Raw genomic sequence first — 14,345 nt, 5'->3', positions numbered from 1 at the left:
CAGCCAGGCACACAGGGAATGTGCGTAACATCGGGAAGCGCTGAGCTGCGCGACTAGCGCATCCATAACAAGGTTGAAGGGCCATGTCATGGAAATCGTTTGTTTTTTAACCAATACTTCTAACTTTATGATTTTAAAGAAAATAAATTGAAAGCGAACAACTTGTCCACAGAGGCGCTAACAGAGATTGTGGGCAACTGTAGGCAAGCTGACCTCTTGGGGAGTTTTATCCACACTGGAGAAATCTGAAAAATCAAACCCTTAACTGTTCAAAAATTGAACAAAGCTCTACACGCCTTTAAAATCGGTCATCTCAGGCAGTAGCGAACAACTTATTCACAGGCCCGCGCACAGAGATTGTGCGTAAGCGGGGGCCGCGCCCGGAATGCGGTCTTCGCAGCTGGAATGTGGTCTTCGCAGCTGGAATGCGGTCTTCGCAGCTAAAGCTGCTCCTACAGGGCCGCTCAGATCAGGACCTTTACAATGCCTGGGGATAAAAAGATTCGCGGCTAAAGCCCTCCTTGCACCTGGATCTCCGGTCCTGTGCAAGAACAGCTTTAGCCGCGAAAGAGGACAACCTGTGCGGTGGATAAAACGGGGCTTAACGCAGCACCCCTTCCTCCACCAGAAGCTTGAGAATCGCCTCGGCGCCTTCCTGGGCGCTGACGCCTTTGAGTACTTTACCGCCGCCACCGCTGGCCTTGGCGGTCGCCGCTTTCATACGGTCAGCGCCGCTTTTGGCCTTGATGACCTTCAAGCGCTTGGGTCGTGGCTTGGCCGGTTGCAGGCTGTCGCTGCCGAGCACCTCATCACTGACCACCTCGACCTGATCGACACCCAGCACACCGCGTCGGGCCGGTCCGAAAGCCGTCTGGCGTGGCGTGGGGCCTGCGTTATCCACAGTGGCGAGAAACGGCAGGCGCACTTTCAGGCGCCGCCGCTGACCACGTGGCAGGGCTTGCAGGACGATGGCCACGCCGTTATCCAGCGACTCGACCTCAGCCAGGCCCACCACCAGCGGCCAGCCCAGCCGTTCGGCCAACAGGAACGGCAGCATGCCCGACCCTTCGCCGGTTTCGGCCTGAGTGCCAGTCAGCACGATCTGTACATTGCAGTCGCGGATATATTCCGTCAGGGCCGGCAGCGCATCGGCGCCGGCCGGTTGTTCAAGAATCTGTATTTCATCCAGGCCCATGCCCAGATAGGCACGCAGCGCAGGTTCTTCGGGGTTACCGGCGTGCAGCAACTGCAAGTTATCCCCAACCAGCTTGAGGCCCAGCTCGACTGCCCGGGCGTCTTGCTCGGCACGCCGTGCGCGGCCGGAAGTCGGGTGCGAACCCACCGAGACCAGGCTCAGGACCTGCAGCGCCGGGTTATTCACAGGCTTAGGCTGCATCGCGTTTACCTCCGTTGCGCCAGGCTTCGACGGCCTCGATGAGGGCTTTGAACACTTCGGTGCTGTCGCCAATCACCGACAGGTCGGCACGCTTGATCATGTCGCAGCCAGGGTCCATGTTGATCGCCACGACCTTGTCGCAAGCGCCAATACCCTGCAAATGCTGGATCGCTCCGGAGATACCGACCGCCACATAGACCCGTGCCGTGACCCAGGTACCGGTTGCACCGACCTGACGGTCACGGGCCATGAAGCCGTTATCCACAGCCACCCGCGAGGCGCCTTCGGTGGCGCCCAGCACAGCGGCAGTTTTGTGGAACAGATCCCAGTCCTGTACCCCGTTGCCGCCGGAGAAGATGAACTCCGACTCGGCCATCGGAATGGCGCCGGGGTCGACCGCCACCGAACCCAGGTCTTCGATACGTGCCAGGCTGCGTACCACCTCTGTGGACAACTGCACCGGGGTCGCTTCGTGACGGGTTTCGCTGACCGGGTCGGCACATTCGGCGGCAGCCAGAATCAGCCGCGCCAGTGGCCGCACCAGATCTTCGCGGCCAGCACCGGCGCGCCCGCTGCACTGCCCGTCCTTGATCTGCCAGACCCGCGTGGCCGGGCGCTCGCCCAGGCTTGCAGCAAAGCGCCGGCCCAGTTCACCACCACCGGTGCGGCTGTCAGGCAGCAGCCAGTGACGTGGGTCGAACTGGTTATCCACAGCCCGCAGGCCCTGGACCCGTTGCTCTGGCGAGTACCCTGCAAAAGCGTCGCCTTCAATGACCAGCAGGCGGTCCACGCCAGCGGTGTCGAATGCGCTTTCCTTGTGCTCACCAAACACCACGGCCAGTACCGCACCTTCCTGACCGGCCAACTGGCGAGCCAGCCCCAGCAGGTCACGGTCGTGGCTGCTCAGGCGGCCACCGACCATGTCCGGCACCACGGTGATGTAGAACGCTGGCGCGGCAACGACATGCAACGGCAGTTGGACTTCCACGGCAGCGCTGCGCTTGGCCGAACCGCCCTGCTGGGCACCGGTGCGGTCAATCCGTTTGATGCCGTTGGGGCCGATGAAGCCGATGCCGTGCACGTTCTTGCGGATCAGCCCGTGGGGGCCCATCCAGCGATCCTGGACCGGCTGCATGGCCGCGTGCAGCGGGTGCAGGCGGTTACGGGCGATCCACTCGGCGCGCGGGTCGCGGCGGATAATGTCGCTCATCAGTGCACCTCCGCAGGTTCACGTTTGGCCGGGGCTGCCTGACGGGCCGGGGCAGCAGCGTCGTTTTCGAGCAGCGCGTCAGCCACCAGCTCGGCAATGTCCTTGATCAACGGCCGTGGCTCGACCACGCCTTCGAGCATCGCGGTACATTGTGGGCAGCCCACCGCCACCACTTCAGCGCCCGTCTCGCGGATGTCTTGCATGCGCATGTCAGGAATCCGCTGCTTGCCCGGGATGTCAGTGATCGGCGCACCGCCGCCACCGCCGCAGCAACGTGAACGGAAGCCCGAGCGTTCCATTTCCTTGACCTCGATGCCCAGCGCCCGCAGTACATCACGCGGTGCCTGGTACTCGCCGTTGTAGCGGCCCAGGTAGCAAGGGTCGTGATACGTCACGCTGCCACCTTTGTGCTGGTCGAGGTTCAGCGCGCCGGCCTGGACCAGTTCGGCAATGAAGGTGCTGTGATGCTGGACCTGATACTCGCCACCAAAGGCGCCGTATTCGTTTTTCAACACATGGAAGCTGTGCGGGTCGCAGGTCACGATACGGGCAAACTTGTAGCGCGACAGGGTCTGGATATTGCGTTTGGCCAGGCTCTGGAACGTTGCTTCATCCCCCAGACGACGGGCCACGTCACCGCTGTCACGCTCTTCCAGCCCCAGCACCGCGAAGTCCACGCCAGCAGCCTTGAGGACCTTGACGAAGGCCCGCAGGGTGCGCTGGTTACGCATGTCGAAGGCACCATCACCGACCCAGAACAGCACATCGGCCGACTTCTTGTCGCTGAGCAGGTTGAGGTTGAGGTCCGCCGCCCAGTTCAGACGACCACCAGGGTTGAAACCACCCGGGTTATCGGTCGCGATCAGGTTGTCGAGCACCTCGGCGCCCTTGTTCGGGGTCGCGCCTTTTTCCAGCGTCAGGTGACGACGCATGTCGACGATGGCGTCGACGTGCTCGATCATCATCGGGCATTCCTCGACGCACGCACGGCAGGTGGTGCACGACCACAGCGTTTCGGCGTCCACCAGGCCATTGACGATCGGCTGGTGCGGATTACCGCTGTGCTCACCGACCGGTTTGCCAGGGTAAGGGCTACCGGCAAATTTGGCATCGCTGCCGCCGGCCAGGCCGACGACCATGTCCTGGATCAGTTTCTTGGGGTTCAGCGGCTGGCCGGCAGCAAATGCAGGGCACATCGCCTCGCACTTGCCGCACTGCACGCAGGCATCGAAACCCAGCAGCTGATTCCAGGTGAAGTCTTTGGGCTTTTCGACGCCCAGTGGCGCTTGCGGGTCTTCCAGATCCAGCGGTTTCAAACCTGTGGAGCGACCACCACCGAAACGTTCGGCGCGGCGGTGCCAGGCCAGGTGCAGGGCACCGGCGAAGGCGTGCTTCATCGGCCCGCCCCAGGTCATGCCGAAGAACAGCTCACTCACACCCCACAGCACGCCCAGGGCCAGAACCCCGGCCAGCAGCCAGCCACCGAAGTCGGCCGGCAGGATGCCTGCCACCGGCAGGGTGAGCAGGAAGAAGCTCGCCGAGAACGCCAGCAGGCTTTTGGGCAGGCGCATCCACGGGCCTTTGGACAGGCGCGAAGGCGGGTTCAGGCGACGACGGAACACGAAGATTGCGCCGACGAACATCACCGCCGTCATCAACAGCAGCGCGTAACCGAGAATCTTGTTATGCAGGCCGAAACCATGCACCAGAATCGCCAGCACAATCGAAGCCACCGCACCACCGGCAGTCGCAACGTGAGTGTTGGCGATGTATTTGTCGCGTGCGACCACATGGTGCAAGTCGACCATGTAGCGTTTGGGCATGGCGAACAGGCCGCCGATCAGATCGACTTTCGAGGCCCGGCCGTTACGCCACATTTTGACCCGCCGCAAGGCGCCCAGGACCGCAAGGCCCAGGGCGGCAAACAGCAGGATGGGGAGAATAGTATTCAGCATGATGGCTCCTGGCGAACTCATCGAAACGCAGCGAAGTGCGTAGGAGCGGCTTGAGCCGCGAAAATTTGCCAGGCGTCACCAATGCAGCGCCCGCATTCGCGGCTGAAGCCGCTCCTACACCATGGCTGTCAGAAGTCTTTGCAGAGTCGAAGACCGTCGTAGATCGCCGCATGGGTGTTACGCTGCGCCACGCAGTCGCCGATCCGGTACAGCAGGTAACCGTCGCCCGGCTGGCTCAACTCTGGCTGGGGAGCGATGGCGAACAGGGCTTCGATGTCGATCTGGCCCTTGTTGCGCGATCCTTCCTTCAGCGCGTAGTAGATCTCTTCGTCAGGACGCACGCCGTTTTCCACCACCACCTGGTCGACGACCCGCTCTTCCTTGGCACCGGTGTACTCGTTCTCCAGCACGGCAATCAGCTTGTCGCCTTCGCGGTAGACTTTCTCCAGCATCATGTCGCCAGTCATGATGACTTCTTTCGGATACATGCTGCGGTAGTAGGTCGGGAAGGTCGTACCGCCCATCGCGACGCCCGGCTTGATATCGTCGGTGACAATCTCGACCTGCGAGCCCTTGTCGGCCAGGAAGTCGGCCACCGACATACCGGTGAATTCACAGATGGTGTCGTAGACCAGCACGTTCTTGCCCGGTGCAACCTTGCCGTCCAGCACATCCCAGCTGCTGACCACCAGGCCCTCAGCCGCGCCCCAGTGTTCGTTCTGCTCCATGAATGGATGGCCGCCGACGGCCAGCACCACGATGTCCGGACGCAGGTCCATGATGGTCGCGGCATCGGCCGCAGTGCCCAGCCGCAGGTCAACTTTCAGACGCGCCAGCTCCAGTTGATACCAACGGGTGATACCGGCAATCTGGTCACGTTGCGGCGCCTTGGAGGCAGTGGTGATCTGGCCGCCAATCGCGTCTTTTTTCTCGAACAGGGTCACGTCGTGGCCGCGCTCGGCAGACACCCGCGCCGCTTCCATACCGGCCGGGCCGGCGCCGACGATGACCACCTTGCGTTTCGGCCCGGTGGACTTCTCGATGATGTGCGGCACGCCCATGTACTCACGGGACGTCGCGGCGTTCTGAATGCACAGTACATCCAGGCCCTGATACTGACGGTCGATGCAGTAGTTGGCACCGACGCACTGCTTGATCTGGTCGACCTGGCCCATCTTGATCTTGGCGATCAGGTGCGGGTCGGCGATGTGTGCACGGGTCATGCCGACCATGTCGACGTAACCGCCTTCCAGAATGCGCGTGGCCTGGTTCGGGTCCTTGATGTTTTGCGCGTGCAGCACCGGCGCCTTGACCACTTCCTTGATGCCGGCGGCCAGGTGCAGGAACGGCTCCGGTGGATAACTCATGTTCGGAATGACGTTGGCCAGGGTGTTGTGAGTGTCACAACCCGAGCCGATCACGCCGAAGAAGTCCAGCAGGCCGGTATCGTCGTAATACTTGGCGATCTGCTTCATGTCGTCATGCGACAGGCCATCGGGGTGGAATTCATCACCACAGATACGCATGCCCACGCAGAAGTCACGGCCGACTTCGGCACGTACGGCTTTAAGCACTTCCATGCCGAAGCGCATGCGGTTTTCGAAGCTGCCGCCCCACTCGTCAGTACGCTTGTTGACCCGCGGGCTCCAGAACTGGTCGATCATGTGCTGGTGCACCGCCGACAGTTCGACGCCATCGAGGCCGCCTTCTTTGGCTCGGCGCGCAGCCTGGGCGTAGTTACCGATGATCCGCCAGATTTCTTCCGGCTCGATGGTCTTGCAGGTCGCACGGTGCACCGGCTCGCGGATACCCGACGGAGACATCAGGGTCGGCCAGTGATCACCGTCCCAACGGGAACGACGACCCATGTGGGTAATCTGGATCATGATCTTGGCGCCATGCTTGTGCATGGCGTCAGCGAGGTTCTGGAAATGCGGAATGATCCGGTCAGTCGCCAGGTTGACCGACTTCCACCAGCTCTGCGGGCTATCAATAGCCACCACAGACGAACCGCCACAGATCGCCAGGCCGATACCGCCCTTGGCTTTCTCTTCGTAATACTTCACGTAACGCTCAGTGGTCATACCGCCGTCGGTGGCATACACCTCTGCGTGTGCAGTACTCAGAACACGGTTACGGATGGTCAGTTTGCCGATCTGAATCGGCTGGAACATCGCTTCAAAAGCCATTTCCAAAACTCCTCAAGGCGAAAACAGGCTGCTGCGCTCGGTCGCTTGTTGCGTAGCCAGACTTGCCGGCCACGCCTTGCCAGAGCTTCACTCGCGCTGTTTTCTGACGGCGCTATTTAAAGTGGTTTGACGACAAACAGACCGTCATCGTGGCCCTCTTCGGAGCCTCCGTAGACCTGCTCGGCCACGGTGCGGATCGAGCTGCCACGGGCAGCCAGGATCTGATCCATGGCGCCAGCGAACCAGCCGGTGAACATGTAGTCGACCTTGCGACCGACCTTGCCGTACACATACACGAACGCCGAGTGCTCAAGCGTGATACTGGCGGTGCCTTTGTCCAGGTCGATGTCCTGAATCTTGAACAGGCCCCAGCCACGCTGCGACAGACGCTTCATGTAGTGCTCGTAGACCGCAACGCCTTCCAGACCATGGCACTCGGCTTCTTTCTCGCACCAGTGCCAGGCAGACTTGTAGCCGGCCTTGTAGAGCACTTCGGCATAAGCTTCGGCGCCCAGCACTTCTTCGATGCCGATGTGGTTGTTGACGAAGAAATGACGAGGTACGTACAGCATCGGCAGGGCGTCGGACGTCCAGACGCCGGTTTCGCTGTCGACTTCGATTGGCAATTGCGGGGCGATTTTGGCCATGGAAACTTAACTCCAGAAAAATTCTTGTGATTGGGCAAGCCTTCAGGCTTGCCGGAATTGAGCGGGGTGTGGCTAGCGGCGTTACTCGCCCCAGACATCCTTGAGGACGCGCACCCAGTTCTCGCCCATGATCTTGCGTACCACCTGCTCGGAATGGCCGCGCTTGAGCAGCGTCTCGGTCAGGTTCGGGAACTCGCCCACGGTGCGGATGCCCAGCGGGTTGATGATCTTGCCGAAGTTGGTCAGGCGACGGGCGTAGCCCTTGTCATGGGTCAGGTATTCGAAGAATTCCTTGCCATGGCCCTGGGTGAAGTCGGTGCCGATGCCGATGGCGTCTTCGCCAACGATGTTCATGGTGTATTCGATGGCTTCGGCGTAATCGTCGATGGTCGAGTCGATGCCTTTGGCCAGGAACGGCGCAAACATGGTGACGCCCACGAAACCGCCGTGATCGGCGATGAATTTGAGTTCTTCATCGGACTTGTTGCGCGGGTGCTCTTTCAGGCCTGAAGGCAGGCAGTGGGAATAGCAGACCGGCTTCTTGGATTCGAGGATGACTTCCTCGCTGGTCTTGGAGCCTACGTGGGACAGGTCGCACATGACGCCGACACGGTTCATCTCGGCAACGATCTCGCGACCGAAGCCCGACAGACCGCCGTCGCGCTCATAACAACCGGTGCCCACCAGGTTCTGGGTGTTGTAGCACATCTGCACGATGCCAACCCCGAGCTTTTTGAAGATCTCGACATAGCCGATCTGGTCTTCATAGGCATGGGCGTTCTGAAAGCCGAACAGGATGCCGGTTTTGCCCAGCTCTTTGGCCTTGTAGATGTCGGCGGTGGTGTTGACCGGCATGACCAGATCGCTGTTTTCGCGCATCAGTTTCATGCTGGAGGTGATGCTGTTGACAGTCGCCTGGAAGCCTTCCCACACCGACACGGTACAGTTGGCCATGGTCAAACCGCCTTTGCGCATGTCTTCAAACAGCTCGCGATTCCACTTGGCGATGATCAGACCGTCGATAACGATGCTGTCGGCGTGAAGTTCTGCTGGGCTCATCAGGCGGTCCCCTTTATAAGACTCTTGCGCACCGAATCGGTTGTCGGCGCGTTATGGGGCCAGCATATGCCTGAGGCTCAGGGGAGCCGGATGTAAAAACGACAGGGGAATTGCCGAAAGCGTCAAGCTGCGACAAAGCGTCCCTCATCTGCGCAGAGGCGCCAGCCAAACCTGTTCTTTGTCATGCGCTTGAGCCAGAATCCTGAGCATTAATGGCTCGGAGTGAATCGATGAAAACATTTTTCCTGGGGCTGGCCCTGACAGCCGCCATAGCCGGTAACGCCTATGCTGCACAAGATTCCGATTCGACCCCGTGCGACGGGGTCGACAGCGACAACCAGACCCTGGAATGCTCCATTTACAGCCGCACCACTGCCGAGGAGCTGCTCAAGGAAAACTTCCAAAACCTGCTCAACCGGGTGCAGTCGCAATTTGTCGCCAACAAAACCCAGTACAACGACTTCACCAACAAGCTCAGAAGCGCCCAGCAGGCCTGGGAGAAACTGCGTGATGCCGATTGCGCCGTGGAAGTGTTCCCGTCGGCGGCGGGCAGCAAGGCGTACAAAATCAGCGAAAATGACTGTATTGCGCGGATGAGCGACGAACGTTCGGAATACATCGAGTCACTGGTGCAGGAATAATCCGGCCAACGGCTGCGTCTGAAAACGTGAGTGCTGGCAATCTGGGTGGTTGTTAGAGGTGACCAATGCGCTACCCTGTGTATTTGTCATGCAGGGCACAGGGAATTTCATGATCATTTGCGGTGTAGAAATCAAGGGCAGCGAAGCCATCTTCGCCCTGGCCACCGGTCAGAACGCGACCCTCAGCCACCTGCCATTGGCGACACGCAAGCTGGCGCTGGAAGATGACGACGAGTCGCTCAACGTCAAAGACTTCGCTACCCGGATTGCCGCTTTCGTACGGGAAAACGGCATCAGCCATATCGCCATCAAGAAACGCAGCAAAAAGGGCGAATTTGCCGGTGGCCCGACCACCTTCAAGATCGAGACGGTATTGCAGTTGCTGACCGACTGCGAAGTGACCCTGCTGTCACCGCAGACCATCACCGCTCAGCACAAGAAACACGCCATTGAACTGCCGGGCAGCCTCAACAAATACCAGCACGAGGCTTACAAAACAGCCTGTGCGGCGCTGTTGAAGAAGGCCTGACGGATCACCCACCACCTGTAGGGGTAATGCCGATCAGTCAAGCGATTATCCGGCTCAACTCGGTCCCGGTGGGAGGAGGCTAGCCGGGATGCCGGACCACCCCGAAAGGGCCAGTAAAACCGGCACATCTGTTGTAGATGTACCTCTGTATTCGCCAGCAGAGCTGCCTCCCACAGGACTAAGCCGGTCTTGAGTGATAGGTATTATTCCTACTGACCGACCACAAAAAAACCCGCATCGCTGCGGGTTTTTTGTTCAGCGAATCAACACTCAGTTGATCCGGGCGTCCAGCTCGCCTTTGGCGTAGCGCTCGAACATGCGGTCCAGGGAGACCGGCTTGATCTTCGAGGCGTTGCCGGCAGTGCCGAACGCTTCGTAACGGGCGATACAGACATCACGCATGGCCACAACGGTCTTGGCCAGGTATTTGCGTGGGTCGAATTCGGCCGGGTTCTTGGCCATGAATTCGCGGATGGCACCGGTGGAGGCCAGACGCAGGTCGGTGTCGATGTTGACCTTGCGTACGCCGTGCTTGATGCCTTCGACGATTTCTTCAACCGGTACGCCGTAGGTCTCTTTGATGTCGCCGCCGTACTCGTTGATGATTTTCAGCCATTCTTGCGGAACAGACGACGAACCGTGCATCACCAGGTGGGTGTTGGGGATGCGCTTGTGGATAGCCTTGATCTGCTCGATGGCCAGGATGTCGCCGGTAGGCGGCTTGGTGAACTTGTAGGCGCCGTGGCTGGTGCCGATGGCAATGGCCAGGGCGTCGACGTTGGTGCGCTTGACGAAGTCAGCCGCTTCTTCCGGGTCGGTCAGCATCTGGCTGTGGTCCAGCACGCCTTCAGCGCCAACGCCGTCTTCTTCGCCGGCCATGCCGGTTTCCAGCGAGCCCAGCACGCCCAGCTCACCCTCTACCGACACGCCGCAGGCGTGGGCGAAGGCGACGACGCGACGGGTCACTTCAACGTTGTAGTCATAGCTGGCCGGCGTCTTGCCGTCTTCCATCAGCGAGCCGTCCATCATCACTGAGCTGAAGCCCAGCTGGATCGAGCGCTGGCAGATGTCAGGGCTGGTGCCGTGGTCCTGGTGCATGACCACCGGGATGTGCGGGAATTCTTCGATCGCCGCGAGGATCAGGTGACGCAGGAACGGGGCACCGGCGTATTTGCGGGCACCGGCCGAGGCCTGAACGATCACTGGGGAGTCGGTCTTGTCGGCCGCTTCCATAATGGCGCGCATCTGTTCCAGGTTGTTTACGTTGAAAGCTGGGACGCCATAGCCGAATTCGGCGGCGTGGTCCAACATCTGGCGCATGCTGATAAGTGCCATTGTCTGTTTCTCTCCCGGTCGGGTCGTTAATCGTGCAAGCCTGCCCCAGTGGCGGCTGCTGTTCAAGTAATGCGCAATCTGGACAGCTCTAAAAACTACCTGCGTTGCCATCGCTGCGTTGAAAACCGGCTCAAAATGCTCATTTACAACTCGTAAACTGCGCTTTCTCGCCGGTTTTCGCCTTGCGCTGGCTGCCTCGCCTACGTTTTTAGAGGTGCCCAACTGCGCGTGGTACATCGGCTGCGGGCTATCTACCGCTCATCGGGCCTTGCAGCCGCGACCGATCAAATCGTTGGTGGCAGACCAGTACACCAGGCCTTCATCACCGTTTCTGGCAAACGACAGTACGCCGTTGCCAAACAGTTCACCGGCGGCACCGGGCTCGGCCTGCAGATGAAACACCTGCTCGCTCTGGTTCAGGCGCACATCCACCGCCTTGCGGGCAGCGTCAGCGTAGCGCCAGGTGACCTCGGCCTTGCTGTCACAGACCCAACGGGTCCACGGGTCTGCCGGTGCGGCAGACTTGAAGCTGGAGCAACCGCTCAATACCGCCAGCGCCGCAAGGGCAATCAGGCCTTTCATCAATTCTCCTGGACTGCCCTGGCGCGTATAAGGTCAAGGGCAGTGTTGTTCGTGTTTACCATCGTCAGCCGGTTCGCCCGTAGCCTGGGCTTCGACCCGCTGGCTGTTTTCGGTGGTAGGCACTACCACCGAGGCCGGGCTGAAGACTTCACAAGCCTTGGAACGGCTACCGGAACCGCTACAACCGGCAAGCATCATGCAACTGAGCAGCATCACAGCGACGATCTTCATGGCGAAACTCCTTTCTGGAAAGATCCACCCTGTAAATGACCGCCATATCGCAGGGATGTTGCCAGAAAGCGCCTTGCTCAATCAGCGACAGGCGACGTTGCCGACCTGCGGCGTGGGGTCATACCGGTCCCACACCTCCTGGCCGCCACGTTTGTAGACGACCTGGATGGTCTCGGCCTGCCAGGCAGTCTGATAGCAGCTCAACTGCAACGCCGCTTGCTGCTCTTCCCTGGCATCCTCAGCCGCAGGGCTGCCGGCACACCCGGCCAGCACCCCCACGATCAGCAACACCGGCATCGCCCTGACCATTTGCCACATCCTCAAGCCGCTCGGCTTATTGCGCCTTGGCGCGCTGCTCCAGCACTTCGACCGCAGGCAAGACTTTGCCTTCGACGAACTCCAGGAACGCGCCACCGCCGGTGGAAATATAGGAAATCTGCTCGCCCACTGCGTATTTGTCGATCGCCGCCAGCGTGTCACCGCCGCCTGCGATGGAAAACGCCGGGCTCTCGGCAATCGCCTTGGCCAGCACTTTGGTGCCATTGCCGAACTGGTCGAACTCGAACACGCCCACCGGGCCGTTCCACAGGATAGTCCGGGAAGATTTCAACAATTGGGCGAACTGCTCGGCTGTTTGCGGGCCGATGTCCAGAATCATGTCGTCATCGGCAACGTCAGCGATCAGCTTGACAGTGGCTTCTGCGTCTTCGGCAAAGGCCTTGGCGACGACCACGTCGACCGGCAGCGGGACGCTGACCTTGGCGGCGATGGCACGGGCGGTATCGAGCAGGTCCGGCTCGTACAGCGACTTGCCGACCTTATGACCGGCCGCCGCGAGGAAGGTGTTAGCGATGCCGCCACCGACGATCAACTGGTCGCAGATACCGCTCAGGCTGTTGAGCACGTCGAGCTTGGTCGACACCTTGGAGCCAGCGACAATGGCAGCCATCGGCTTGGCCGGCGCACCCAGCGCCTTGCCCAGTGCTTCCAGCTCGGCCGCCAGCAACGGGCCCGCCGCCGCAACCTTGGCGAACTTGGCCACGCCGTGGGTCGAGCCCTCGGCGCGGTGCGCAGTACCGAACGCGTCCATTACGAACACATCGCACAGCGCGGCGTATTTCTGCGCCAGCTCGTCAGCGTTCTTTTTCTCGCCCTTGTTGAAGCGCACGTTTTCGAACAGCACCACGTCACCGGCTTTGACTTCAACACCGTCGAGGTAGTCGGCCACCAGCGCAACTTCGCGGCCCAGCGCCTTGCTCAGGTAGTCGGCCACCGGCTTGAGGCTGTTTTCAGCCGAGAACTCACCTTCGACCGGACGGCCCAGGTGCGAGCAAACCATGACCGCTGCGCCTTTTTCCAGCGCCAGACGAATGGTCGGCAAGGACGCCAGAATGCGTGCGTCGCTGCTGACGGCACCGTCCTTGATCGGCACGTTGAGGTCTTCGCGAATCAGTACACGCTTACCTTGCAGGTCAAGGTCGGTCATCTTCAGCACGGTCATGAGGCGTTCCTGTCTTTACTGTTGTGGGTCTGCAACGCGCAGCAAATGACCTGCGACGTCGAGCATACGGTTGGCAAAGCCCCATTCGTTATCGAACCAGGCCAGCAGGTTGACCAGCCGGGGGCCGGACACGCGGGTCTGACTCGCATCGACAATCGCCGAATGGGGGTCATGATTGAAATCGCAGCTGGCATGCGGCAATTCGGTATACGCCAGCAAGCCTTTGAGCGGGCCGCTGCTGGCAGCCTCGCGCAGGATGCGATTGATTTCGGCGGCATCGGTGTCGCGTGCCACCTGCAAGGTGATGTCCAGGCACGAGACATTGACCGTCGGTACGCGAACTGCTTTGGCCTGAATTCGGCCCGCAAGTTCCGGAAGCAGGCGTTCAATGCCTCGCGCAAGGCCCGTCGACACCGGAATGATCGACTGAAATGCCGAGCGCGTACGACGCAAATCCTCGTGGTGATAGGCGTCGATCACCGGCTGGTCGTTCATCGCCGAATGGATGGTGGTGATGGTGATGTATTCCAGCCCCAGCGCTTGATCGAGCAGGCGCAGCAAAGGCACGCTGCAGTTGGTGGTACACGATGCCGCCGAGACCAGCAACTCGCGGCCCGTAAGCGTCTGCTGATTGATGCCATAGACAATCGTGGCATCGACGTCGGCCTCACTGGCCATCGGCTGCGAGAACAGCACCGACGGCGCACCGGCCGCCAGAAAGCGCTGGCCATCTTCGCGAGTGTTGTAGACACCCGAGCATTCGAGCACCAGGTCCGCGCCCAGGCTGGCCCAGTCGATGCCTTCGGGCGTCGGGCTGCGCAACACGCGGATGCGGTGATCATCGATATGCAGATAGTCCCCCTCGACCCGCACATGGCCGGGAAAGCGGCCATGGGTAGAGTCGAAGCGGGTCAGGTATTCGAGACTGGCCATGTCGGCCAGATCGTTGATCGCCACCACCTCGAACCCGGCGCTGGCGCCACGCTCGCAGAGCGCACGCAAAACGCAGCGACCGATACGGCCATAGCCGTTCAGGGCAACCTTGTACACACGGGGTTGAGGCATGGTGG

General features: G+C 60.6%; 14 protein-coding genes. 2 read left to right on the top strand and 12 right to left on the bottom strand.

From position 1 onward, the window contains the following. Nucleotides 1-601: 601 nt before the first annotated feature. From etfB to NJC40_RS07940, 6 genes are all read right to left on the bottom strand, one after another. Nucleotides 602-1,396, bottom strand: coding sequence for an electron transfer flavoprotein subunit beta (gene etfB, locus NJC40_RS07965; RefSeq protein ID WP_253140242.1), 795 nt, complete (start codon nucleotides 1,394-1,396; stop codon nucleotides 602-604). Beyond that, the gene (etfA, locus tag NJC40_RS07960; RefSeq protein WP_253140241.1) at nucleotides 1,386-2,606 is read right to left on the bottom strand and encodes an electron transfer flavoprotein subunit alpha; all 1,221 of its coding nucleotides are present in this window, start codon (nucleotides 2,604-2,606) and stop codon (nucleotides 1,386-1,388) included. Before etfA ends, etfB begins: the two co-directional genes overlap by 11 nt. Next, a complete protein-coding gene (gene dgcB / locus NJC40_RS07955; protein WP_253140240.1) occupies nucleotides 2,606-4,561 on the bottom strand; it encodes a dimethylglycine demethylation protein DgcB in 1,956 nt (651 codons plus the stop codon). Before dgcB ends, etfA begins: the two co-directional genes overlap by 1 nt. Before the next feature lie 128 nt (nucleotides 4,562-4,689). Further along, nucleotides 4,690-6,750 (bottom strand): dimethylglycine demethylation protein DgcA, encoded by a 2,061-nt coding sequence (gene dgcA, locus NJC40_RS07950; protein ID WP_045486280.1) that lies wholly within the window; start codon nucleotides 6,748-6,750, stop codon nucleotides 4,690-4,692. A 116-nt stretch (nucleotides 6,751-6,866) separates the two neighbouring features. Continuing rightward, nucleotides 6,867-7,397: a 4-vinyl reductase gene (locus tag NJC40_RS07945; RefSeq protein ID WP_045486277.1), complete on the bottom strand. Its 531-nt coding sequence runs from the start codon at nucleotides 7,395-7,397 to the stop codon at nucleotides 6,867-6,869. Nucleotides 7,398-7,478: 81 nt separating this feature from the next. After that, nucleotides 7,479-8,456 (bottom strand): dipeptidase, encoded by a 978-nt coding sequence (locus NJC40_RS07940; RefSeq protein ID WP_045486274.1) that lies wholly within the window; start codon nucleotides 8,454-8,456, stop codon nucleotides 7,479-7,481. A 230-nt stretch (nucleotides 8,457-8,686) separates the two neighbouring features. On the opposite strand from NJC40_RS07940, the gene NJC40_RS07935 reads away from it, so the two are divergent. After that, nucleotides 8,687-9,097 carry a lysozyme inhibitor LprI family protein gene (locus NJC40_RS07935; RefSeq protein ID WP_045486271.1) on the top strand — a complete coding sequence of 137 codons (411 nt, stop codon included), beginning with the start codon at nucleotides 8,687-8,689 and terminating at the stop codon, nucleotides 9,095-9,097. A gap of 109 nt (nucleotides 9,098-9,206) precedes the next feature. Beyond that, entirely contained in the window at nucleotides 9,207-9,626 is a 420-nt protein-coding gene (locus NJC40_RS07930; protein WP_045486268.1) for a DUF3010 family protein, read from the top strand. 270 nt (nucleotides 9,627-9,896) lie between these two features. Here NJC40_RS07930 and fba read toward each other — a convergent pair whose 3' ends face one another. The 6 genes from fba to epd form a co-directional block, all read right to left on the bottom strand. After that, the gene (gene fba, locus NJC40_RS07925; RefSeq protein WP_045486265.1) at nucleotides 9,897-10,961 is read right to left on the bottom strand and encodes a class II fructose-bisphosphate aldolase; all 1,065 of its coding nucleotides are present in this window, start codon (nucleotides 10,959-10,961) and stop codon (nucleotides 9,897-9,899) included. A gap of 258 nt (nucleotides 10,962-11,219) precedes the next feature. Continuing rightward, entirely contained in the window at nucleotides 11,220-11,543 is a 324-nt protein-coding gene (locus NJC40_RS07920; protein ID WP_045486262.1) for an MliC family protein, read from the bottom strand. Between the two features lie 33 nt (nucleotides 11,544-11,576). Continuing rightward, nucleotides 11,577-11,774 (bottom strand): hypothetical protein, encoded by a 198-nt coding sequence (locus tag NJC40_RS07915; RefSeq protein WP_045486259.1) that lies wholly within the window; start codon nucleotides 11,772-11,774, stop codon nucleotides 11,577-11,579. An 81-nt stretch (nucleotides 11,775-11,855) separates the two neighbouring features. Next, a complete protein-coding gene (locus NJC40_RS07910) occupies nucleotides 11,856-12,083 on the bottom strand; it encodes a putative periplasmic lipoprotein (RefSeq protein ID WP_045486257.1) in 228 nt (75 codons plus the stop codon). 25 nt (nucleotides 12,084-12,108) lie between these two features. Continuing rightward, entirely contained in the window at nucleotides 12,109-13,275 is a 1,167-nt protein-coding gene (locus tag NJC40_RS07905) for a phosphoglycerate kinase (protein ID WP_045486255.1), read from the bottom strand. 15 nt (nucleotides 13,276-13,290) lie between these two features. Beyond that, nucleotides 13,291-14,340, bottom strand: a complete 1,050-nt coding sequence (gene epd / locus NJC40_RS07900) for an erythrose-4-phosphate dehydrogenase (RefSeq protein WP_045486253.1) — start codon at nucleotides 14,338-14,340, stop codon at nucleotides 13,291-13,293. Nucleotides 14,341-14,345: the final 5 nt, after the last annotated feature.

The sequence above is a fragment of the Pseudomonas sp. 21LCFQ02 genome, assembly GCF_024129895.2.
Classification (GTDB): domain Bacteria; phylum Pseudomonadota; class Gammaproteobacteria; order Pseudomonadales; family Pseudomonadaceae; genus Aquipseudomonas.
This window is presented reverse-complemented; position numbering and strand designations above follow the sequence as displayed.